Source organism: Streptomonospora wellingtoniae, assembly GCF_031845375.1.
GTDB lineage: Bacteria > Actinomycetota > Actinomycetes > Streptosporangiales > Streptosporangiaceae > Streptomonospora > Streptomonospora wellingtoniae.
The window spans coordinates 51,192-74,287 of record NZ_JAVREK010000012.1; the positions used below are offsets into that span (position 1 = coordinate 51,192).

The window sequence follows — 23,096 nt, forward strand, 5'->3', positions numbered from 1 at the left end:
GGGTGGACTTGCGCGGGCGCGCGGACTCATCGCGGTGCGGCCGGGGTCGTCCGGCGGCTCCCGCCCCGATCCGGGTGCCCTCCCCCACCTGGTGATACCCCGCGGGAGGCTCCCGACCGCGCGGGCCCGCGCCCGGCCGGTTCCGCCCTCAGTCCGCGCCGACGCGGTGCAGGCGCACGTCGCTCAGCCGCCCGCCGGCGGCGGCGGCCGTCATGTAGGTGTGGTGGGGCTGGCGCCGGCGGTCGGTGGGCGATCCGGGGTTGAGCAGCCGCAGCCCGTTGGGCGCGGTGGTGTCCCAGGGGATGTGGGAGTGGCCGAACACGAGCACGTCGGCGTCGCCGAACCGCTCGGCGCACCGCTTCTCGCGGCCCTTGGCCTGCCCGGTCTCGTGGACCACGGCGAGGTGCACGCCCTCCAGGGTCGCCCGGGCGATCTCGGGCAGCCGGGCGCGCAGTTCCGGACCGTCGTTGTTGCCGTAGACCGCCACCAGCCGGCGCGCCCGCGCCTGCAGGTCCTCCAGCGAGGCCAGGTCCACCCAGTCGCCGGCGTGCACCACCGCATCAGCCTGTCCGATCTCGGCTGCGACCTCGGCGGGCAGCGCGCGCGCCCGCCGCGGGATGTGGGTGTCGGAGATGATGAGCAGCCGCATGCGGCTCAACGTAGCGCTCCCCGCCCCGAGTGTGCGCGTTCGCGCGCGGACACCGCCGACCCCGGTCGGTCGCGGTGGCCGCGGGTGTCGGCTCCGGCCGCCGGCGCGGTTGACGTCAAGTTAACTTGAGATTTTAGTGTCGGCCCTGCAGTCGGAGCGGTGGCTTCCCCCGCCGTCCCCTCCCCTCCGAACGCCGCCGAGCAGGACAGGGTGAAAGGCCTATGAGCATGGAGATCAGTGCGTGGACCTCGATGTACCACGCCGTACACGCGCCGGACGACAGGCGGCCGTTCTCAGCGGCCACGCTCCGGCGCATCGGCCGCTTCGCCCGGCCGCACAAGCGCGCACTCGTCGCGTTCGTCATACTCAGCAGCGTCACCGCCGCTCTTGCGGTGGCCACCCCCCTGGTGGCCGGGAGCATCGTCGACGCGATCAACGCCTCAGCGCCGTTCCGGACGGTGGTGGCGCTGGCGGCGCTGATCGCGGCGATCGCCCTGGCCGAGGCCGGACTCGGCCTGCTGACCCGGTGGTACTCGGCCCGAATCGGCGAGGGCCTGATCCTGGACCTGCGTTCGGCCGTCTACGACCACGTGCAGCGAATGCCGGTGGCCTTCTTCACCCGGACCCGCACGGGCGCGCTGGTCAGCCGCCTGAACAACGACGTCATCGGCGCCCAGCGCGCGTTCTCCGACACTCTCTCGGGCGTGGTGGGCAACCTGGTGACGCTGCTGCTGACGCTGGCGGCCATGCTCGTGCTGTCCTGGCAGATCACGCTGGTGTCGTTGCTGCTACTCCCGCTGTTCGTGATTCCCGCGCGGCGGATGGGCGGCCGTCTGGCGCGCCTGGAGCGCGAACGCGCGGACCACAACGCGGCCATGGGCGACCGGATGACCGAGCGGTTCTCGGCAGGGGGAGCGGTACTGATCAAGCTGTTCGGCCGACCCGAGCAGGAGTCGCACGAGTTCCGCGCGCGGGCGCTTCGGGTGCGCGACATCGGCGTCCGCACCGCCATGCTGCAGACGACGTTCATGACGGCCTTGACGCTGGTCTCCGCACTCGCCCTCGCCTTCGTCTACGGACTCGGCGGGTTCCTGGCGCTGAACGGCGCGCTGAAGGCCGGCTCCGTGGTGGCGCTCGCGATGCTGCTGACTCGGCTCTACGCCCCGCTGACCGAGCTGGCCGGCGCCCGCGTCGAGGTCATGAGCGCCCTCGTCAGTTTCGAGCGGGTCTTCGAGGTGCTCGACCTGAAGCCGCTGATCGCCGAGCGGCCCGACGCCGCGGCCGTGCCCGAAGGGCCGGTCTCCGTGGAGTTCGACGGCGTCGACTTCGCCTACCCGAGCGCCGACAAAGTCTCCCTGGCGTCGCTGGAGGAGGTCGCCGACGTGGACACCCGCAGCGGCAAGCAGGTCCTGCACGAGGTGTCCTTCCGCGCCGAGCCGGGACAGACGGTGGCGCTCGTGGGCTCCTCGGGCGCCGGCAAGTCCACCATCGCCTCGCTGCTGCCGCGGCTCTACGACGCCGACAGCGGCGCCGTCCGGTTGGGCGGGGTCGACGTGCGCGACCTGACGGCCTCCTCCCTGCGCTCCGCACTGGGGATGGTCACCCAGGACGGCCACCTGTTCCACGACACGGTGCGCGCCAACCTGCAGCTGGCCCGGCCGGGCGCCGAGGAGCCCGAGCTGTGGGAGGCGCTGCGCCGCGCGCGGTTGGACGAGCTGGTCGCCTCACTGCCCGACGGGCTGGACACCGTAGTGGGCGAACGCGGCTACCGCTTCTCCGGCGGCGAGCGCCAGCGGCTGACGGTGGCCCGGCTGCTGCTCGGCCGACCACGGGTCGTGATCTTGGACGAGGCGACGGCGCACCTGGACTCCACCTCCGAGGCGGCGGTGCAGGAGGCACTGGCCGAAGCGCTCGCGGGCCGCACCGCCGTGGTGATCGCCCACCGGCTCTCCACGGTGCGCGCGGCCGACATGATCCTGGTGGTCGAGGGCGGCCGGATCGTGGAGCGCGGCACCCACGAGGAGCTGCTGGCATCCGGCGGCCGCTACGGGGTCCTGTACCGGACGCAGTTCGCCGGATCCGGCCATCCCGCGGGCGCGGCCTCCCCCGACGCGAGCGCACCGGTGCACTGAGCCGACCGGGGCCGGTCCCGCCGACCGGCCCCGGCGCCCGCTCAACTCCGGCCCTCGGGCTCATCGGTCGCGGTGTAGGCGGCGGTGGTGCGGTCGGCGGCGGCGCGGGCCGACTCCTCGTCGGTGCCGAACTCGACGCTGGCCAGGCGCCACCGGTCGCTGCTCAGCTCGACGAACCGCCGCCCCTCGTCCGAGGCCGTCCAGCGCTCGATCTCCGCCGGGTCGGCGCTGCCGCCGGTGGCCAGGTGCTCGCCCAGCCCCATCAGCGCCATGTCCCAGCCGACGCCCACGGCGCCCGGCCCGAACGACTCCCAGGTCTCGTCGTCGACGTGGGCGATGTGCACCAGTTCCAGCCGCGTGCCGGCGGGCTCGGCGGCCAGCCCGACCTCGATCCAGCTGACCTGGCCGCCGAACTCCCAGGTCGCGGTGAAGGACGTGGGCGGGTCGCAGCTACCGATCGTGCCGCCGGCGTTGCCCTCCAGCTGATAGCGGCCGCCTTCGCGCAGGTCGCCAGAGACCGGCAGGAACCAGCGCGGGATGCGCTCGGGGTCGGTCAGGGCGCCCCAGACATCCTCGACGGGCACCTCGTAGGTCTGTCCGATGGTCAGCACGCGCGCCTCGCCCGCGTCGAGCATCCGCGTACCCAACCGCCTGCGTACTGCGCCGATCTGGTGGTCTACATCGATCACTGTGGTCTCCTCATGAGCCTCGGTGGTGGTCCGGCGCGGGCGCGTCGCCCTCCCCGCCCGCGCGGCGCTCGCGGAGGCGGCGCGCGCGCCTGCACCGGGCCGGCTCCGCGCCCAAGGCGTCGAGGCGGGGCTCCCAGAAGCCGCGGAACCGGTCGAGCCATACGTCGACGTCGCGCAGAGGTCCGGAATCGACCGCGTACAACCGCCGCGCCCCCTCCCGGCGCACGGTGGCGAACCCGGTCTCGCGCAGCACCTTGAGGTGCTGGGATACGGCGGGCTGGCTGATTCCGAACTCCTCGCTGATGACCGCGCTCACCGCTCCGGAGGTCGACTCCCCCGCCGCGAGCAGTTCGAGGATCCGGCGGCGCACAGGGTCGCCGAGCACGTCGAACGCGTTCATAGCGCCAACTTACGGCCGCGGCTTATATAAGCAAGCATTCACGTACCCGTGTCGCGGACGCATCGGAGCGCACCCGGACCGGCGCCGACTGGTCCCCGTGCCGGGATCCGCGCAGCACGTACTACAGTCTGTCGTATGCGTGTTCTCCCAGCTCCAGCCCCGTTCTCGGCCGACGAAATCCTCCTGCTGAACCTGCCCCTGTGGGCCTGGCAGATCGCGCTGGCCGTGGTCGGGGTCGTCGTCTTGGCGCTGCTGGCGCGCACCGTGTGGCAGCCGACCACCGCGGCGCTCCGCTGGTGGGGCTTGGGCAACATCGTGGTCAACGTCGGCATCGCGGTGACCGGAGCGACGGTTCGGGTGACCTCCTCCGGACTGGGCTGCTCGGAGTGGCCCCGCTGCACCGAGGAGAGCTTCGTCCCCGTCGACACGGGGCACTCGGCGATCAACGCCGCCATCGAGTTCGGCAACCGCACGCTGACGTTCCTGGTGCTGGCGGTGGGCGTGATCGTCTTCGTCGCCACCCTGCGCATGCGGCCCCGCCGCCGGGACCTGGCCGCCTACGCCACGCTCATCCCTCTCGGGGTCCTCGGCCAGGGGGTCGTCGGCGGCATCACCGTGTGGAGCGACCTGCACCCGGCGTCGGTGGCGGCGCACTTCCTGCTGTCGATGCTGGTCGTGGTGCTGGCCGTGGCCTACTACGTGCGCTGCCGCGAGCCGCGAGGCCGCCTGCGCCCCACCGTCTCCCGGCCGGTGCGCCTGCTCGCCACCGCCCTGCTTCCGCTGGGCTTCGCGCTGCTGGTGGCCGGCACGGTGGTCACCGGTACCGGACCCCACGGCGGCGACGCCGACGCCCCGCGCTGGGGCTTCGACATGGTCGCGGTCGCCCGCATCCACTCCGGCCTGGCCTGGGCCGTGCTGGCGGGCTCCGTCGCACTGGCGGTCGCCTCGACCGTGCGCCGCGCACCCGCCCCGCTGCGCACGGCCGCCAGGCTGCTACTGGCGGCCGTGCTCGCTCAGGGCGTCCTGGGCTACACCCAGTACCTGCTCGGCCTGCCGGAGTGGCTTGTGGTTCTGCACGTGCTGGGGTCGGGCCTGGTATGGGTGGCCGTCCTGCGCGTGTACTTCGCCACCGCCGAGCGGGTGGCGGTCACCAGCCCCGGCCCGGCCCCGGCTGCTGCGGGGGATACGGCGGCTGCCCGGGATTAGGCGCTCCCGCGCCGGGCGCGCCCGGCGCGGGCGGCGGCGGAGGGTGGCCCTGCGCAGCGCGCTGCTGCTGGGCCTGGGCGATGACGTGCGCGAAGTCGGCGCGTTGAAGGAAGCCGGAATCGGTCGCCTGCGGCGCCCAGGCCGGAGCGACCGGCTGCTGCACGTGGCCGAGGAACGCCGTGCGCGCCGCGTGCATCAGCGCGAGGAAGCTGTCGCGCCGCTCCTGCCAGGCCGGGCGGGCCACTCCGCGCGCCAGGCGCTGATGCAGCAGCGCCAGCTCGGTCGCCGCCAGCTGGTAGTCCTTCATAGCCCGGCGCCCGCGCTGGCCGGCGTTGCGCTGCGCCCACGCGCGGGCGCCCCGGCGCCCAGGGATCGAGCTGAGCATGCGCACGTCGGCCGGGGTCACCAGGCCGGTGGAGACGTAGGGCGGCAGGAAGTGCGCGATCGCCGCAACCTGCCGGCGGCGGTCCTGCACGGCCAGCACGATGATCGACACCAGTACGAAGAACAGCACCACGTAGGCGACGCCGAACCCGATCCATCCGAAGGCGGTGGAGGCGTTCCACAGCCCGTGCAGCACCACGGCGCCGAACCAGCCCAGCACCGGGGCGAACAGCCGACCGGCGCCGCGGTTGATGGCGGCGTAGGCGACGCCGATACCGATCATCGAGGTGTAGAGCGGATGGCCGAACGGGGAGACGAGCCCGCGGAGCACGAACGTGAAGCCGAGGCCGAAGGCGCCTTCGCTCATGTAGGAGCTGAGGAAGTAGAGGATGTTCTCGGTGAAGGCGAACCCGGTGGCCACCATCGCGGCGTAGATGACGCCGTCGGTCAGCGAGTCGAGCTCGTAGCGGCGCCGCCACAGCAGGATGAGCAGCACCAGGCCCTTGGCGCTCTCCTCGACCAGCGGCGCGCCCACCGCGGTCGAGACGAAGTCGCCCATGGACTGCCCGAACGCGGGGACCGTCACCAGCGCCATGCCCGCCGTGTTGAGGATGAAGGAGACCACCACGGCCACGCCCGCACCCCACAGGAACGCGAAGAGCAGCACCATCCCGGGTTCTGGTTCGAGCCGGTCCAGCGTGAGGATGAGGGGCACCAGGATCGCTACGGGGATGATCGCGGCGATCAGGCTGATGACGAACCCCACGACACCGGCGACGCCGCCGCCGGCCAAGCCGGACCACAGCAGGTAGCCCATCATGGCCAGCATGCACAGCACGCTGATGATGATGCCGATGGTGAGTCCGACGGAGCGGCGGCCGGGCTTGCGGCCCTCCAGGATGGCTTTCGCGTCTAGTGCGGGCATGGCCTCAGATCGTAGTGGTTTCCGGGAGTGGGCAAGTATCGCGACAGCCGCTCCATCAGCGCGATCGCCGGAGTTCCGGGGCGATTCCGACCCCGGTCGCGTCGGCGGCCAGTACCGGCCAGCGGACGGGACTTGACGCCGACTCGTCGGCGGCCGTCGCCGCATCATCGTCGATCTTGTAGCCATCGCAAATGGAAATCGCGACCGCGGGGACCAGTGGTCGTCCGTCACCCGGCGACCGCTCAGCCGAGCAGGCCGGCCAGCAGCGGATCGACGGTGACTGCGCAGAAGAGCAGCGCGAGGTAGGCGTTGGACAGGTGGAAGAAGCCCATGGTCGGCAGCTTCGGCCCCGTCACGCCGGCGCGCACGCGCGCCAACAGCCGGTGGGCCTGAACCAGCAGCAGCGCCCCCAGCGCCAGCGCAACCAGCGCGTAGAAGGGCGTGGTGTCGGCGACGGGCCACAGGAGCAGGGAGGTCACGACCGTCGCCCAACTGTAGAGCACGCACTCCAGCATGACGCGCTGCTCGGTGGCCACGACCGGCAGCATCGGGACCTTGGCGGCGGCGTAGTCCTCGCGGTAGCGCATCGCCAGCGCCCAGGTGTGCGGGGGCGTCCAGAAGAACACCACCAGGAACAGTACGAACGGCGCCCAGTCCAGCCGGTCGGTGATCGCGCTCCAGCCGATCAGCACCGGCATGCAGCCGGCGATGCCGCCCCACACGACGTTCTGCGCGGTGCGCCGCTTGAGAAGCATCGTGTACACGAAGATGTAGAACAGGATCGCGAACGCCGACAGCGCCGCCGAGAGCAGGTTGACCAGCAGCGCGAACCCCGCGGTGGAACCCACCGCCAGCACCAGTCCGTACACGAGCGCGCCGAACGGCGTGACCCGGGCCATCGCCACCGGGCGCCGCCGGGTACGGCGCATCTCCTGGTCGATGTCGCGGTCGATGAAGCAGTTGATCGCGTTGGCGCTGGCCGCCGACATGGTGCCGAAGACCAGGGTGGCCAGCGCGGTGCCAAGCGGGGGCACACCCGAGGCGGCCACGAACATCACCGGGATGGTGGTGATCAGCAGCAGCTCGATGACGCGCGGCTTGGACAGGGCGATGTAGGCGCGCACGTGGGCCAGCAGGGACGCGCCCGGTGAAGGCCGGTCGGCGGGCCCGCCGGCGGTGTCCGCGTCCGTCGCGTCCGCCGACTCGTGCGCGGGAGGGTCGGTGAGCGCCATCAGTACCACCGCACGGCGGACCCGGCCCCGGGCACCGCGGATTCGGGGGACTTCGGCACTCCGGACACTGACACGCTCTACCTCAACGGAACTCAGGGGTCTGCTCTGCTCGCCACAGCGGGGCCCCGTCCCCTCCGGCGGTAGCAGCGCGCCGAGGACGACCCCGTCAACGACATACTGTAGTACTCCCCCCGGGCGCGCCTCGCCGGGGTCCCCCGCCGGTCGCTCCGGACCGGGGCCCTCGCTCGGGCTCCGCCGCCGCGGTGGCAGGGTCGCACACCCCGCGCCTGCGCGCACAGCCGCCGCGCGGGCCGGCCCCGCACCGCCGCGCCAGGAGCGGCCCGGCGCGATGAGACGTGTCGGACATAGGCCATCCCGGCAGGGAACGATAGGCTCGCACACGGTCGCACGTGTCACCCCGGCGGGCACCCCCGGTCCCGGTCCGGGGCACGGTCCGCCGCCGGCGCTCGCGGCCCGGCGGCCCCCTCCCACGGCACCCGTGCGCCGGCACCCGCGGGATTTCAGGCCACCGCGACCCTGGACAACCCCACATTCACCATCCCCGTGCGGCGCGCGCCCGGGTACTGCTGAATGCGCGAAAGGAGCCCTGAGCCCGCGTGAACATCGACACCTCCAAGTCCCTTGAGTGGTCGGAACCGGACCGGCGCGCGGTGGACGCGGTCCGCGCCCTCGCGATGGACGCCGTAGAGGAGGCGGGCTCCGGCCACCCCGGCACCGCTATGAGCCTCGCTCCGGCGGCCTACCTGCTCTTCCAGAAGGTCATGCGGCACGACCCCGGCGACCCCTCCTGGGTCGGCCGCGACCGCTTCGTCCTCTCCTGCGGCCACTCCAGCCTCACCCTCTACATTCAGCTCTACCTGGCCGGCTACGGGCTCGGCCTCGACGAGCTCAAGCGCCTGCGGCAGTGGGACAGCCTCACCCCCGGCCACCCCGAGGTCGGCCACACTCCGGGGGTGGAGACCACCACCGGGCCGCTCGGGCAGGGCATCGGCAACGCCGTGGGCATGGCCATGGCCGCCCGCCGCGAGCGCGGCCTGTTCGACCCCGCATCCGCGCCCGGCGACAGCCTCTTCGACCACTTCGTCTACGCCATCTGCTCCGACGGCGACGTGCAGGAGGGCGTGAGCCACGAGGCCAGCGCGCTGGCAGGCACCCAGAAGCTGGGCAACCTCGTGCTCATCTACGACGACAACCACATCTCCATCGAGGACGACACGCAGATCGCGTTCTCCGAGGACGTTGCGGCCCGCTACGAGGCCTACGGCTGGCACGTGCAGGAGGTCGACTGGACCGCAGGCGGCGCCTACAAGGAGGACGTCGAGGCGCTGCATCAGGCGATCACGGCCGCCCAGGCCGAGACCGAGCGGCCCTCGTTCATCCGGCTGCGCACCATCATCGGCTGGCCCTCGCCCAACAAGCAGAACACCGGCGCCGTCCACGGCGCCGCGATGGGCGCCGACGAGGTGGCCGCCACCAAGCGCGAGCTGGGTCTGGACCCGGCGAAGTCCTTCGACGTGCCCGAGGACGTCCTGGCCCACGCCCGCCTGGCGGTGGAGCGCGGGCGCGCCGACCACGCGGAGTGGGACTCGGGCTTCGCGGCCTGGCGCAGCTCCGCGGGCGAGCGGGCCGAGCTGTTCGACCGGCTGCACGCCGGCCGGCTGCCCGAGGACTGGGAGAAGGCCCTGCCGGCCTTCGACGCCGATGAGAAGGGTGTGGCCACCCGCAAGGCCAGCGGCGAGATTCTCAGCGCCCTCGCGCCGGTGCTGCCCGAACTGTGGGGCGGCTCGGCCGACCTGGCCGGGTCCAACAACACGACGCCCAAGGGTGAGCCGTCGTTCATCCCGGAGGAGTACTCCACGAAGGCGTTCTCGGGCAACCGGTTCGGCCGCGTGCTGCACTTCGGCATCCGGGAGCACGGCATGGGCTCCATCCTCAACGGCATGGCGCTGCACGGGCCCACTCGGCCCTACGGGGGCACGTTCCTGGTCTTCAGCGACTACATGCGCCCGTCGGTGCGGCTGGCGGCGCTGATGGGCCTGCCGGTGACCTACGTGTGGACCCACGACTCGATCGGGCTGGGCGAGGACGGCCCCACGCACCAGCCGGTGGAGCACCTGTGGGCGCTGCGGGCCATCCCCGGCCTGGACGTGGTGCGCCCGGCCGACGCCAACGAGACGGCGGTCGCCTGGCGGTCGATCCTGGCCGGCGGCGAGCGCCCCACCGCGCTCGCGCTGACCCGCCAGAACGTGCCGACTCTGGACCGCGAGCGGTACTCCCCGGCCGAGAACGCCGCCAAGGGCGGCTACGTTCTGGCCGAGGCCGGCAGCGGCAGCCCCGAGGCGCTGATCATCGCCACCGGCAGCGAGGTCTCCATCGCGCTGGACGCCCGCGAGCGCCTGGAGGAGTCCGGCACGCCCACCCGGGTGGTGTCGATGCCCAGCGTCGAGTGGTTCCGCGCCCAGGACGCCGCCTACCGCAACAGCGTCCTGCCGCCGTCGGTGTGCGCGCGCGTCTCGGTCGAGGCCGGGATCGCGATGGGCTGGCACGAGTTCATCGGCCCCGCGGGCGAGGCCGTGAGTCTGGAGCACTTCGGCGCCTCTGCGCCCTACGGCACCCTCTACGAGCAGTTCGGCCTGACGGCTGACCGGGTAGTGGCCGCGGTACACGCCAGCGTCGCCAAGCTCGGCGGCGAGCAGGGCTCGACCACGGGGAACTGATCGGGAATCGACGAGGCCGGGAGCGACTTCTTGGGAGTGGCGGCACGGACCGGTCGTCCGGAACTCACCCGGGAGTCCCTTCCCGCGCCGCCCGCGGTGGGTCGGGGGCCGTCGGCCCACCGCAAGCCGACGACAAGTCAACCAAGTCAACAAGGAACCGTGACGCGCAGCCCGTGACGCGCAGCGTCGCCTCCCGGGGCGGCGGCGGGTGACGGGGACAGCCCGTGACGCGCAGCGCCGCCTCCCGGGGCGGCGGCGGGTGACGGGTGGGACAGCTACGAGGAAGAGCGAAGTCATGACGAACCCGCTTCAGACACTGTCCGCCGAGGGCGTGGCCGTCTGGCTGGACGACATCAGCCGCGAACGGCTGCGCTCCGGCAACCTTCAGAAGCTCATCAGCGAACGCAGCCTGGTCGGGGTCACCTCCAACCCGACCATCTTCGACAAGGCCCTCAAGGAGAGCGACGCCTACGACGACCAGCTGCGCGACCTCGCGCGGCGCAAGGTGTCGGTCGACGAGGCGGTACGTGCGATCACCGGATACGACATCCGCTGGGCCGCCGACATCCTGCGCCCGACGTACGAGTCCACCGGACGCATCGACGGCCGGGTCTCGCTGGAGGTGGACCCGCGGATGGCCCGCGACACCGAGCGGACCGTGGCCGAGGCCCGGGCGCTGTGGTGGCTGGTGGACCGGCCCAACGTGTTCATCAAGATCCCGGCCACCCCCGAGGGCCTGCCCGCGATCACGCGCGCGCTGGCCGAGGGCGTCAACGTCAACGTGACGCTGATCTTTTCGCTGGACCGCTACCGCGGTGTCATGGACGCGTTCATGGCCGGGCTGGAGCAGGCCCGCGAGAACGGCCACGACGTCTCGCGCATCCAGTCCGTCGCGTCCTTCTTCGTCAGCCGGGTCGACGCCGAGGTCGACAAGCGGCTGGAGAAGATCGGCACCGACGAGGCCGAAGCGCTGAAGGGCCGCGCCGCCATCGCCAACGCGCGCCTGGCCTACGAGGCCTATGAGGAGGCCTTCGCGAGCGACCGGTGGAAGGCCCTGGCCACGGCCGGAGCGACGCCGCAGCGTCCGCTGTGGGCTTCCACGGGCGTCAAGGACCCCGCCTACGACGACACCCGCTACGTCGACCAGCTGGTGGCGCCCGGCACGGTCAACACCATGCCCGAGGGCACCCTGGAGGCCACGGCCGACCACGCCGACATCACCGGCGACACCGTGCGCGGCAACTACGAGCAGGCGCGAGCGGACCTGGCGGCCGTGCAGGCGCTGGGCATCGACTACGACGACGTCACCTCGACGCTGGAGGACGAGGGCGTCGACAAGTTCGCCAAGTCCTGGGAGGGCCTGCTCGGCCGGGTCCTTGAGGAGCTCGACCGGCGCACCTGAGTCCGGGGCGGGCGCGGCCCGGGCCGCAGGACGCGGCCGGGCGCCGCACCCGGCGGCCCCGGCGGGTGCGCGGCCGCGCACTCGCCGGGGCGGTCGCCGCGGCGCGGGCGACCGCGCGGGCGGGACGAGACGAGGGGTCCAGCGCCGCGGCCCCGGGGGCCGGATTCCGCAGCGGCGCACAGCCACTACGACGACACAGGAGTCGACGGTGAAAGAACCGGTGATGCCGGGAGCGATCCCGAACCCGCTGCGCAGTGAACTGGACCGCCGCCTGCCACGCATCGCCGGTCCGAGCGTGCTGGTGCTGTTCGGGGTCACGGGCGACCTCGCCCGCAAGAAGCTGCTCCCGGCCATCTACGACCTCGCCAACCGCGGCATGCTGCCGCCGGGCTTCGGCCTGGTGGGCTTCGCCCGGCGCGACTGGGCCGACCAGGACTTCGCCGCCGAGGCGCACCAGGCGGTGCGGGAGCACGCGCGAACGCCGTTCCGTGAGGACGTGTGGCGCCAGCTCAGCGAGGGCCTGCGGTTCGTCGCCGGCGAGCTGCACGACGACGCCGCGTTCGACGAGCTCGCCCGAACCGTGCGGCAGCTGGACGCCGACCGCGGCACGGGCGGCAACTACGCGTTCTACCTGTCCCTGCCGCCCAAGCTGTTCCCCACGGTGGTCAAGCAGCTCAAGCGCTCCAACCTGGCGGAGTCCGAGGCGGCGGCCTGGCGGCGGGTGGTCATCGAGAAGCCCTTCGGCCACGACCTGCAGAGCGCGCGCGAGCTCAACGCGGTCGTCGACGACGTGTTCCCGCCGCACTCGGTCTTCCGAATCGACCACTACCTGGGCAAGGAGACCGTCCAGAACATCATGGCGCTGCGGTTCGCCAACACCCTCTTCGAGCCGCTGTGGAACCGCAACTACGTCGACCACGTGCAGATCACCATGGCCGAGGACATCGGAGTGGGCGGCCGGGCCGGCTACTACGACGGCATCGGCGCGGCCCGCGACGTGATCCAGAACCACCTGCTGCAGCTGCTCGCGCTGGTGGCGATGGAGGAGCCGGTGACCTTCAGCGCCGACGCGATCCGGGCCGAGAAGGAGAAGGTCCTCTCGGCGGTGGAGCTGCCCGCGGAGCTGGAGTCGGGCACCGCGCGCGGCCAGTACGCGCCGGGCTGGCAGGGCGGCGAGCATGTCAAGGGCTACCTCGCCGAGGAGGGCATCCCCGACGACTCGACCACCGAGACCTATGCGGCGATGAAGCTGGGCGTCAGCAGCCGCCGGTGGGCCGGGGTCCCGTTCTACCTGCGCACCGGCAAGCGCCTGGGCCGCCGGGTGACCGAGGTGGCGCTGGTGTTCCAGCGGGCGCCGCACCAGGTGTTCAACTCCACCGACGTCGAGGACCTGGGGCAGAACGCGCTGGTGCTGCGCATCCAGCCGGACGAGGGCGTGACCCTGCGGTTCGGGTCGAAGGTGCCGGGCGCGGCGATGGAGGTCCGCGACGTCACGATGGACTTCGCCTACGGCCAGTCGTTCACCGAGTCCAGCCCCGAGGCCTACGAGCGCCTCATCCTCGACGTGCTGATCGGCGACCCCCCGCTGTTCCCGCGGCAGGAGGAGGTCGAGCTGTCCTGGCGGATCCTCGACCCCGTCGAGGAGTTCTGGGCCAAGCAGGGACGGCCCGAGCAGTACGACTCCGGCAGCTGGGGCCCGCGGTCCGGCCACGAACTGCTGGCGCGCGACGGCCGGCAGTGGAGGCGGCCGTGACCCCGGCGCTCGTTCGCAGGACCACCGCGGCCCCCAGGCCGATCCTTCGCACGCCCCTGGGGAGGCGAACCCGATGACGCTGTACCTGCCGCGCACCACCACCTCCGAGATCACCGAGGCGCTGACGGCCGAGCGGCACAGCATCGGCGGCGGCGCGCTGAACATGGTGCTGACGCTGATCGTGGTGACCGACGAGGCCGACCACTACGACGCCGTGCGCGCCGCCACCGAAGCCGGGCGCGAGCACCCTTCGCGCATCCTCGCGCTGATCCGGCGCGATCCGGGATCCGAGCCGTCCATCGACGCCGAGATCCGCCGACCGGGCACGGCGGGTCCCGGCGAGGCGATCCTGCTGCGCCTCTACGGCGCGCTCGGCGACCACCCGGGGTCGGTGGTGACGCCGCTGCTGGTACCCGACTCCCCCGTGGTCGCCTGGTGGCCGGGGGTCGGACCGCAGCACCCGGCCGCCGACCCGGTGGGGCGTCTTGCGCACCGGCGCATCACCGACGCGCTGCGCGCCGCCGACCCGGTCGGCGACCTACTCGGCCGCATCCGCAACTACGAGCCGGGCGATACCGACCTGACCTGGACCCGGCTGACGCCTTGGCGCTCACTGCTGGCCAGCACCATGGACCAGCCCGTCGGCTGGGTGGAGTCCGCCGAGGTCGCCGGCGAGCCCGACTACCCCAGCGCCGATTTGCTGGCGGCCTGGTTGTCGGACCAGTTGGAGGTGCGCGTGGAGCGGAAGTACTCGGACGGGCCGGGCATCACAGGCGCGCGGCTGATCACCGAACAGGGCGACATCTCGCTGCAGCGAAAGGACGGGCGCGTGGCCACGCTCGCGCGCTTCGACCAGCCCGTGCAGTCGGTGGCGCTGGCCCGGCGGCGGGCCTCGGAGTCGCTGGCCGAGGAGCTGCGCCGGCTCGACGCCGACGAGATCTACGAGCGCACGGCCAAGCACATGGCGGCGTTCCTCGACCGCCGGGAAGAGCCGGCGTGAGCGGCCCGACGGCGGTGGTGCACCGCGACTCCTCGGCGCTGGCGAAGGCCACGGCGGCGCGGATCGCGACTGTGCTGATCGACGCGCAGTCGGCGCGCGGTGCCGCCTCGATCGTGCTGACCGGCGGCGGAATCGGCGTGGCCGTGCTCGCCGAACTGGCCCGCGCGCCCGTCCGCGACGCCGTGGACTGGCGCCACCTGGACGTGTGGTGGGGCGACGAGCGGTTCCTTCCCGACGGCGACTCCGAGCGCAACGAGACCCAGGCGCGCTCGGCCCTGCTGGACCACGTGGCGGCGGACCCCGAGCGCGTGCACGCGATGCCGCCCTCCGACGGGCCCGACGGCCCCGACCCCGAGTACGCGGCCGAGCGCTACGCTGCGGCGCTGGCCCGCGCCTCCCGGCCGGAGGACCACGGCCCTGTCCCGACCTTCGACGTGTGCCTGCTGGGCATCGGCCCGGACGCCCACGTCGCCTCGCTCTTCCCCGAGCAGCCGGCGCTGTACGAGGACGAGCGCTCGGTGGTGGCGGTGCGGGGAGCGCCCAAGCCCCCGCCGACGCGGATCTCGCTGACCTTCCCCGCTCTTCGCGCAGCCCGCGAGGTGTGGCTCCTGGCCTCGGGCGAGAGCAAGGCCGACGCCGTGCGCCTCGCCCTCAGCGGCTCGGGACCCACCCAGGTTCCGGCGGCGGGCGCACGCGGGCGTTCCCGCACCCTGTTCCTGCTCGACCGCGACGCGGCGGCCCGTCTACCCGAGGAGTTCGCCGCTCCGGGCCGGATGTAGCCGCCGGACGGGCCGCGGCACGGCTCGGCGCCCGGCCCACCGCTTCCGGGGGCGCGGGCGCCGACGCGGCGACCGGAGGTCACTCGCCTCCGGTGGCGTCCTTCACCTCCGACATCCAGCGCTCCGACGCCTGATCGGTGCTGATGTCGCCGAACATCAGGTCCTCGTTGACGCGCATGGTGATGTCGACGACGTCGCCCGCGCCGATGGGCGGCGGCGGGACGGCGCCCGCCACGTCGCCCTCGATCTCGGTCAAAAAGTCCGCGCTCTCCTGGTCGGCCTCAGGCAGCTCGCTCGTCAGCTGCTCGCGCAGCTCGGTGTTGGCGGGCAGGCCGCGGTCGGCCAGGATCAGCTCGCCGGCCCTCTTGTCGTTCAGCAGGAAGTCCACGAACATCGCGGCCTCCTCGGGGTGCTCGCTCGCGGCGGAGACCGAGTAGTGCATCGCGGGCTTGAAGAAGGTGCCGGCCTGGGCGCTGGCGCTTTCACCGGGGAAGCGCAGCAGTTCCAGGTCGCGTCCGGACGTCTCCTCCATGGTCCCGAGCTGGTTGGTCCAGAAGGCGGCCATGGCGCCGGAGTTGGTCGCCAGCACCGACTGGTCGGGGCCGCCCGCCTCCAGTTCGACGCTCTTGGCGGCGCTTGGAGCGCCGTTCTCCTCGTGGACGCGCACCATGTGCTCCCAGTACTCGGTCATGGTGCCCTGGTCGAAGTTGAGCGCGCCGCTCTTGTCGTAGAGCGACTGCTCGCGCTGGCGGGCGTAGATCTGGAAGCTGTTCTCGTTGAAGCCGATGTCCTGGGTTCCGACGACGTCGCCCCCGGACTTCTCGCTGATCTCGGCGGAGATGGCGACCCAGTCCTCCCAGGTCCAGGTCTCGTCGTCGGGCATCTCGACCCCGGCCTCCTCGAAGGCCTGCGGATCCGCCATGATCGTGAAGGCGTTGACGCCCGTGGGCACGCCGTAGAGGCTGCCGTCCAGCTCGCCGCCGCCCATGACCAGCTTGTCCAGCTTGGAGGTGTCGAGCTGGTCGCCGACCTCGTTGAGGTCCAGGAGCGCGCCGCGGTCGCCGTACTCGCGCAGGTAGCGCTCTTCCATCGTGATGATGTCGGGGGCGTCGTTGGCCGCGGTGTTGGTGGCCAGCCGGTCCCAGTAGCTGTCCCAGTCGGTGTACTCGCCGGTGACCTCGATGTCGGGGTGGGCCTTCTCGAAGCGCTTGATCACCTCTTGGGTGGTCTCGTGCCGATCGTCGGCGCCCCACCAGGAGAAGCGCAGTTCGACCTTCTCGTCGCCGGAGCCGCCTCCCCCGCAGGCGGTCGCGGCCAACGCCAGAGCGGCGACGGCGGCCGCCGGTTTGAGCCCTAGTCGCATAGTCGGGGTTCCTTTCGAATCACTTGATTCCGGTGGTGGCGATACCGCGCACCAGGTAGCGCTGCCCGGCGAGGAAGAATCCGAAGATCGGGCCGAGCGCGATCGCCGACATCGCGAAGAGGGGGCCCCAGGAAGTCTGGCTCTGGGAGTCCACGAACGTACGCAACGCGATGGGGACGGTGTACATCTCGGGATCGGTCAGGAAGATCAGCTGGCTGAAGAAGTCGTTCCAGGTCCAGATGAAGGTGAAGATCGCAGTTGTCGCCAGCGCGGGCGTGGACAGGGGCAGCACGATGCGCAGGAAGATGCGCACGTGCCCGCATCCGTCGATGCGGGCGGCCTCGTCAAGGTCGCGCGGCAGTCCGCGGATGAACTGCACCATCAGGAAGATGAAGAACGCATCGGTGGCCAGCAGCTTCGGCACGATCAGCGGATAGAACGTGTTGATCCAGTCCAGGTTGGCGAACAGGATGTACTGCGGCACGATCACCACGTGGATGGGCAGCATGATCGTCATCAGCATGATGGAGAAGAACAGCCGCTTGCCCTTGAACTCCAGCCGCGCGAAGGCGTAGGCCGCCATCGAGCAGGCCAGCAGGTTGCCGGCGATCGAGCCCGCCACCACGATCAGCGAGTTCCAGATGTAGTGGTGGAAGGGGAACTGCAGCGCCGTCCAGCCCTCGGTGTAGTTCCCCGGAACGAAGGTGTCGGGGATCAGGCCGGGGTCGCTGAAGATGTCGGCGGTCGGCTTGAACGAGCTGGAGACCATCCACAGCAGCGGGTAGAGCATGATCAGCCCGAAACCGACCAGCCCGAGATGGACGAAGAAGCGCCGACGCTGCTCGCCGCGCCTGTCGGCCGCGCGCGCGGCGGACGTCTTAGTCACCATAGAAGACCCAGTACTTGGAGGCGAAGAAGTTCACGGCGGTGAACCCGGCGATGATCACCAGCAGCAGCCAGGCCATGGCCGATGCGTAGCCCATGTCGAAGGAGCCGAAGCCGGTGTCGTACAGGTAGAGCGTGTAGAACAGCGTCGAGTCGGAAGGGCCGCCGGTCCCGCCGCTGACGACGAAGGCCTGGGTGAAGGTCTGGAACGCGCTGATCATCTGCAGCACCAGGTTGAAGAAGATGATCGGCGTGAGCAGGGGCACGGTCACCGAGAAGAACCGGCGCAGCCGGCTGGCCCCGTCCACGGCGGCCGCCTCGTAGTACATGCGCGGGATCTGGCGCAGCCCGGCCAGGAAGATCACCATGGGCGCGCCGAACGTCCACACGTTCAGCACGATGAGGGTGCTCAGCGCGTAGTCGGGGTGGGAGACCCAGCCGACACCCTCAATGCCGAAGAAGGCGAGCAGCTGATTGACCAGGCCGTCGGCGCCGAAGACCCGGCGCCACAGGATCGCGATGGCCACGCTGCTGCCCAGCAGCGAGGGCAGGTAGTAGACCGAACGGTAGATCGGCAGCCCGCGCACGCCCCGGTCCAGGAGCATCGCCAGCGCCAGCGCCATGGCCAGCTGGAGCGGCACGGAGACGAACACGTAGGCGAAGGTCACTCCGAGCGAGGTATGCAGGCGCTCGTCGGTGAGCATCCGGGTGTAGTTCTCCAGGCCCACCCAGTCGGCGCCGCCGATGAGGCTGTAGTCGGTGAACGAGAAGTACAGCGAGGCCAGGATCGGGCCGACGGTGATGAATGCCAGCCCGACGAACCACGGGGCCAGGAAGAGGTAGGCGGCCAGGTTGTCGTTGCTGCGCCTACGGCCGCGCCCGAGCCGGCGGTCGGCCGTTTCAGGGGGGTCCGCGAGCGTTTCCTCCCGAGGTTCGGCGCGCTCGCGGGTCGCCTCCGTCATTCGCCCTCATCCCCGCGGACGCCGACGCGGCACCGTCCGCGGGCATGCGTTCCGGCAGGTCGTCGAGTGTGCATGGGCTCCACCGTCCTCAATCAGCCCGGGAAGCAGGTGTGCGGGACCGGCGGCTGGGGTGCCGGGGCGGCACTCCAGCCGGTCGTTCCGGCTTCGGTGTGTTGGTAAGCGCTATCCAGAGTGCGGATGAACGGTTTTTAACACCCCTGCAGTACGCCGTCAATGATGCGCCGCTGCCGCGGAGGCGCCATCAAACGCCTCGATTCACACCGAAACCCGCCCTCACCTGGAAAAACACACGGTATCCGGCACCCGTGCAACGATGTGGCCCGCTTCACGGCGACCACCGGACCGGTACCGCACCGTTTCCCGATCGTTGCGCAATCGCACCGGCGGCCAATCGCGGCGGTTTCGAGCCGACCCGCGACGCACGTGGAACGACCGCCACCGTCGCGACCGGCGGGTTCTCGGCGAGCGGCCGCCGTCGGCGCGCATTCGAGGCGCCACCCTGGACCGGATTTGGGAAAGCGTTTACCGTAGGATCGTGAGCGACCCCACGACCAACACAGCCCCGTCCGCCCCGAGCGCCGAGCGGCGCCGGTTCGCCGTCGTCGGCACCGGATCGCGCGCGCGGATGTACACCACGGCCCTCGTCTCCACCCACACCGACGTCGCCCGGCTGGTTGCGCTGTGCGACACCAACCACACCCGCATGGCCGCGCACAACGCCCTCGTCGAGGAGCACGGCCACGAGCCGGTGCCCGCCTACCCCGCCGTCGCGTTCGACGCCATGCTCGGCAAGGAGCGCGTGCAGGAGGTCGTCGTCTGCACGGTGGACCGCACCCACGCCGACTACATCTGCGCGGCGCTGGAAGCCGGCTGCGACGTCGTCACCGAGAAGCCGATGACCGCCGACATCGAGGGCTGCCGGCGCATCGCCGAGACCCAGCGCCGCACCGGAGGGCGCGTCAACGTCGCGTTCAACTACCGGTTCAACCCCGTGCACGCTCAGCTTCGCGGGCTTCTGGCCGAGGGAGCCGTCGGCGAGATCGGGTCGGTGCACTTCGAGTGGCTGCTGGACCTGCGCCACGGCGCCGACTACTTCCGCCGGTGGCACCGCGATAAGCACAACTCCGGCGGCCTGCTGGTGCACAAGGCCAGCCACCACTTCGACCTGGTCGACTGGTGGATCGACAGTGCGCCGAGCGAGGTGTTCGCCTGGGGAGACCTGTTCTTCTACGGCGACGAGAACGCGCGCAGGCGCGGCCTGGGCGCCGACTACGAGCGCGCGCACGGGTCGGCCGGGGCCGCCGGCGACCCCTTCGCCCTGCACATGGCCGACAGCGAGGCGATGCGCCGGCTGTACCTGGACGCCGAGCACGAGGACGGCTACCGTCGCGACCGCAACGTCTTCGGCTCCGGGATCACCATCGAGGACGACATGTCGGTGCTGGTCCGCTACGCCTCGGGCGCCAAGCTCAGCTACCACCTCGCGGCCTACTCCCCTTGGGAGGGCTACCGTGTCGCGATCACCGGCAGCGGTGGGCGGCTGGAACTCGACGTCACCGAGAGCCCGTACACCGAGCCGGGAAGCACCGGCGACGCCCCTGTGCGCGGTATGCCCGCGCCCAAAGAGAGCACCGTCTCGCGGCTGGTCCTGCGGCGGCACTGGCAGGCGCCCGAGGAGATCGACGTCGCGGTGGGCGAGGGCTCCCACGGCGGCGGCGACGTGCGGATGCTCGACACGCTCTTCGGCACGTCGGGCGTGCAGCCGCGGCCCACGCACACCGACGGCACCAACGCGCTGATGACCGGCCTGGCCGCGAACGAGTCGATCCGCACCGGGCGGCCCGTCGACGTCGCGGCGCTGCTCGCCGGCAAATGACCGCGGGCGGATCCGGCACCCTGGGCGGCCCCCCTCTCAGGGGGCCGGGTGCCGGACCGCACGCGGATGGGGGCTCCGTCCGACCTCCATGCCCTCGACGGGCGGTGTCGCCGCCGGCGCCGCTCTGCTGATCACAGGCGCTGCCGGATGGTCGCGGTGCTATGCCCTCGGCGGGCGGTCACCGCGGCGACCACCAAGGCGCGGCGGCGCGGGTCAGGGCGCCGCCCGCCGGAACGGGTTACCCGGCACCGGACTCGGCGGTGCGGGCGTGTGCGGCGAAGCGGGTCTGCAGGTCGGGCAGTACGGGGTAGACGGCGAACTCGTCGAGGTCCATGACGCGGGTCCAGCTCTCGGGCAGGCGGTGGCGCCACTGGGCGGCCAGCAGCAGGGCCTCGACCCGGCCGACGTCGCTCCAGTCGTCGGGCACCGGCTCGCCGGCCTGCATGCTCTGCTCGCGCTCCCAGGTCAGCAGCGCCTCGCCGAACGCGTCGAGCAGCTTCTGCATGCCTTCGTCGCCGACGCAGGAGACGCCCGCACCGGGGTCGAGCGAGGCCGCCCGCTCGACGGGGTCGACCAGGTAGAGGTCGGGCGCGATGTGCACGCTGCCGAAGCCCAGGGCCTTGCCCAGACCGATCTTGTGGGCGTAGAGGGGGTCTCCGGGGTCGCCGCCGCCCGCGGGGTTGCCCAGGTGCAGCGCCCGCAGCAGCACACCGACCTCGGCGTCGGTGAGGTTGGCGAAGGTGATGCGCCCGTGGAAGGCCAGCCCGGGGCGCATGGGCACGACGTCGCGGGTCGTGGGGCCCGCGGCGACGCGGTCGGGGTGCAGGTGGGCGTAGCGCTGGGCCGAGGCGGGCAGAGGGTCGTGCCGGTGCAGGTAGACCTTGTAGCCGCCCAGCCGGACATCGCCCTCGTGCGACCAGGTCACCAGGTCGGGCGCCTGACCCCAGGCGGCCTCCGAGACCGGCTGGAGCAGGTAGTTGGCGAAGCAGCTGCGCTGGGGCGAGAGGAGCTCCACGCGCAGCGGATGCTCGAGCCAGGGGTCCTCGTCCGTGCTGCACGAGGCCGAGCCGACCGACACCCGGCCGCGGGCGGCCGAGCCGGCGCTCTCGCCGGCCGGAAGCAGGTCGACGTCGCCGAACAGGGCCCGCGGGACGTCCGGCGGCCGCCCGGTTCCCTGTGACCGGACGCGGGCGCGGGTGTTCACCTCCTCGGGAACGGCGCGGCTGACGGGGTCGAACTCGCCCACGGCCACCCGGTAGCCGCCGGAGCGTCCGAACGAGACGACGCGGCCCTCGGACTCTTGGTACCAGACCGGTTCGCCGCCGGATCGGGCCAGGCCGCCCTCGCGGTACCGGTGCGCGGTGCCGGTCGTGCCTCTGTGTACGGCGCCCGGGAGGTCGCCGGGGAAGTTGCGGGCCTGGAACCGGGTGATCTGGTCGGCCGATTCCACGAGGTGGACAAGGTGGGCCGGCACCGGCAGCCGCCGCCGGGGGTCGGTGGCCGTGGGAAAGAGGTAGGCGTTCTTGCGTTCGCCGGCGACCCCGGTCAGCACCAGGACGCACTCGTGTGCGCGGAACGAGACGTCGTCGATGCGCTGCAGCGCGCGGTCGTAGTCGCTGCGCCGGCCCCGCGCCGCGGAGCGGGAGCGCTCGCCCGACGCGCGCCGCATGGACTGCTCGGCCCCGTCGCGCTTGCGGCTCCAGCGCTCGCGCAGCCGGTCACGGGCGGCCTCGCGGTGGCCCGGGCCCGGTTCCTCGCCGGGCGGCAGCACCGCCGTCGCCCAGAACCGGGACTCCCCTACCGTGCGCCCGTTCACCTGGGGGCACAGTGCCAGCACGGGCAGGTACTGGAAGTCGCGATGGAACTCGGCGGGGACGTAGCCGCCCCGGATGTCGCCGGACTCGTGCGGCGGCAGCTCGAACTCGGGCAGTCCGGCGAAGCTCCGCAGATCCTCGCGCAGGTCCATCAGGCGGACCTGCAGGGGGCGCTCGACCGGCAGCGGGCGGATCTCCCAGGTACCCTGCGCGGGTTCGCGGCACAGAAAGCCCGCCTGCACCGGGGTGCCCGGCGGGTTGGAGGGGGCGCCGCCGCGGTCGCGGTACTGGCTGTGCAGGCGGCGCATGACGTGGCGGGCGCGCCGGTCGCTGTGGGAGGCGGCGGGGGCGCGGAAGAAGAGCTGGGGGGTGTTGACCGGCCCGGTTTCGCCGCCGGTGAGCACCCGCACCGTGTTCCTGATCAGGCCGCGCAGGGATGCGCCGGGCAGGGCCGGGCGGCCGTCGATGGTCAGCGAGCGCTCGGCGGCGCCGTCGCGGGTGGCCCCGACGAACGCGGGAGTGAGAGTGCGCACGGTGACGTCGATCCAGCCGGTGTGGGTTCCGGGGATGCGCTGGTCGTGCGCCGCAAGCAGGCGGTGCTGGGGCGTGCCTTCGCGCAGCACCGGCTCCTGGAGGCGCTCGGCGGGCATGGGGCGTTCGGGCAGCGGCACGAGCCCGTAGGGCGCGACGGCCTGGTGGTCGCGCAGCGGGTCGGGCGGCGCCGCGGCGAGGGAAGCGCCGCCGCGCTCGTCGCGGCGCCTGGCGCGACCGCCGGGGGGCAGCGGTGCGGGCCGGCGCACGGCGACGGAGGCGCGGCGGCGCGGCATGGCGGCCGGGGTGGGCCGACGCGGGAAGCCGGAGTGGGGCTGGTCGCTCACGGTGCCCT

General features: G+C 72.2%; 17 protein-coding genes. 8 read left to right on the forward strand and 9 right to left on the reverse strand.

Annotated elements, in window-relative coordinates:
* Nucleotides 1-148: 148 nt before the first annotated feature.
* Nucleotides 149-649, reverse strand: coding sequence for a metallophosphoesterase family protein (locus tag RM446_RS13205; protein WP_311545560.1), 501 nt, complete (start codon nucleotides 647-649; stop codon nucleotides 149-151).
* A gap of 221 nt (nucleotides 650-870) precedes the next feature.
* On the opposite strand from RM446_RS13205, the gene RM446_RS13210 reads away from it, so the two are divergent.
* Nucleotides 871-2,781: an ABC transporter ATP-binding protein gene (locus RM446_RS13210; RefSeq protein ID WP_311545561.1), complete on the forward strand. Its 1,911-nt coding sequence runs from the start codon at nucleotides 871-873 to the stop codon at nucleotides 2,779-2,781.
* A 41-nt stretch (nucleotides 2,782-2,822) separates the two neighbouring features.
* Here RM446_RS13210 and RM446_RS13215 read toward each other — a convergent pair whose 3' ends face one another.
* Together RM446_RS13215 and RM446_RS13220 are read right to left on the reverse strand one after the other, a co-directional pair.
* Nucleotides 2,823-3,470 (reverse strand): SRPBCC family protein, encoded by a 648-nt coding sequence (locus tag RM446_RS13215; RefSeq protein ID WP_311545562.1) that lies wholly within the window; start codon nucleotides 3,468-3,470, stop codon nucleotides 2,823-2,825.
* 10 nt (nucleotides 3,471-3,480) lie between these two features.
* Complete coding sequence (locus tag RM446_RS13220; RefSeq protein WP_311545563.1) at nucleotides 3,481-3,870, reverse strand: ArsR/SmtB family transcription factor; 390 nt, start codon at nucleotides 3,868-3,870, stop codon at nucleotides 3,481-3,483.
* 135 nt (nucleotides 3,871-4,005) lie between these two features.
* On the opposite strand from RM446_RS13220, the gene RM446_RS13225 reads away from it, so the two are divergent.
* Nucleotides 4,006-5,076, forward strand: coding sequence for a COX15/CtaA family protein (locus RM446_RS13225; protein WP_311545564.1), 1,071 nt, complete (start codon nucleotides 4,006-4,008; stop codon nucleotides 5,074-5,076).
* Here RM446_RS13225 and RM446_RS13230 read toward each other — a convergent pair.
* Nucleotides 5,018-6,385, reverse strand: coding sequence for a PrsW family intramembrane metalloprotease (locus tag RM446_RS13230; protein WP_311545565.1), 1,368 nt, complete (start codon nucleotides 6,383-6,385; stop codon nucleotides 5,018-5,020). The two genes, RM446_RS13225 and RM446_RS13230, sit on opposite strands and share 59 nt — an antisense overlap.
* Before the next feature lie 242 nt (nucleotides 6,386-6,627).
* Nucleotides 6,628-7,617, reverse strand: coding sequence for a heme o synthase (locus RM446_RS13235; RefSeq protein WP_311545566.1), 990 nt, complete (start codon nucleotides 7,615-7,617; stop codon nucleotides 6,628-6,630).
* Nucleotides 7,618-8,234: 617 nt separating this feature from the next.
* Here RM446_RS13235 and tkt point away from each other — a divergent pair.
* The 5 genes from tkt to pgl all read left to right on the forward strand — a co-directional run bounded on the left by tkt (nucleotide 8,235) and on the right by pgl (nucleotide 15,289).
* Entirely contained in the window at nucleotides 8,235-10,355 is a 2,121-nt protein-coding gene (tkt, locus tag RM446_RS13240; RefSeq protein WP_311545567.1) for a transketolase, read from the forward strand.
* A gap of 295 nt (nucleotides 10,356-10,650) precedes the next feature.
* Nucleotides 10,651-11,757: a transaldolase gene (gene tal, locus RM446_RS13245; protein WP_311545568.1), complete on the forward strand. Its 1,107-nt coding sequence runs from the start codon at nucleotides 10,651-10,653 to the stop codon at nucleotides 11,755-11,757.
* 223 nt (nucleotides 11,758-11,980) lie between these two features.
* On the forward strand, nucleotides 11,981-13,510 hold the full coding sequence (zwf, locus tag RM446_RS13250) for a glucose-6-phosphate dehydrogenase (protein WP_311545632.1): 1,530 nt from the start codon (nucleotides 11,981-11,983) through the stop codon (nucleotides 13,508-13,510).
* A gap of 73 nt (nucleotides 13,511-13,583) precedes the next feature.
* A complete protein-coding gene (locus RM446_RS13255) occupies nucleotides 13,584-14,510 on the forward strand; it encodes a glucose-6-phosphate dehydrogenase assembly protein OpcA (RefSeq protein ID WP_311545569.1) in 927 nt (308 codons plus the stop codon).
* Complete coding sequence (gene pgl / locus RM446_RS13260; RefSeq protein WP_311545570.1) at nucleotides 14,507-15,289, forward strand: 6-phosphogluconolactonase; 783 nt, start codon at nucleotides 14,507-14,509, stop codon at nucleotides 15,287-15,289. Before RM446_RS13255 ends, pgl begins: the two co-directional genes overlap by 4 nt.
* 79 nt (nucleotides 15,290-15,368) lie before the next feature.
* Here the strand turns inward: pgl and RM446_RS13265 are convergent, their stop codons facing one another.
* The 3 genes from RM446_RS13265 to RM446_RS13275 are packed head-to-tail and all read right to left on the reverse strand — an operon-like array spanning nucleotide 15,369 to nucleotide 18,499.
* Nucleotides 15,369-16,652 (reverse strand): ABC transporter substrate-binding protein, encoded by a 1,284-nt coding sequence (locus RM446_RS13265; protein ID WP_311545571.1) that lies wholly within the window; start codon nucleotides 16,650-16,652, stop codon nucleotides 15,369-15,371.
* A gap of 19 nt (nucleotides 16,653-16,671) precedes the next feature.
* Nucleotides 16,672-17,541 (reverse strand): carbohydrate ABC transporter permease, encoded by an 870-nt coding sequence (locus tag RM446_RS13270; protein WP_311545572.1) that lies wholly within the window; start codon nucleotides 17,539-17,541, stop codon nucleotides 16,672-16,674.
* Nucleotides 17,531-18,499 carry a carbohydrate ABC transporter permease gene (locus RM446_RS13275; RefSeq protein WP_311545573.1) on the reverse strand — a complete coding sequence of 323 codons (969 nt, stop codon included), beginning with the start codon at nucleotides 18,497-18,499 and terminating at the stop codon, nucleotides 17,531-17,533. The genes RM446_RS13270 and RM446_RS13275 overlap by 11 nt, the downstream gene beginning before the upstream one ends.
* Before the next feature lie 556 nt (nucleotides 18,500-19,055).
* On the opposite strand from RM446_RS13275, the gene RM446_RS13280 reads away from it, so the two are divergent.
* A complete protein-coding gene (locus RM446_RS13280; RefSeq protein ID WP_311545574.1) occupies nucleotides 19,056-20,396 on the forward strand; it encodes a Gfo/Idh/MocA family oxidoreductase in 1,341 nt (446 codons plus the stop codon).
* A gap of 238 nt (nucleotides 20,397-20,634) precedes the next feature.
* Here the strand turns inward: RM446_RS13280 and RM446_RS13285 are convergent, their stop codons facing one another.
* A complete protein-coding gene (locus RM446_RS13285) occupies nucleotides 20,635-23,088 on the reverse strand; it encodes a TIGR03986 family type III CRISPR-associated RAMP protein (RefSeq protein ID WP_311545575.1) in 2,454 nt (817 codons plus the stop codon).
* Nucleotides 23,089-23,096: the final 8 nt, after the last annotated feature.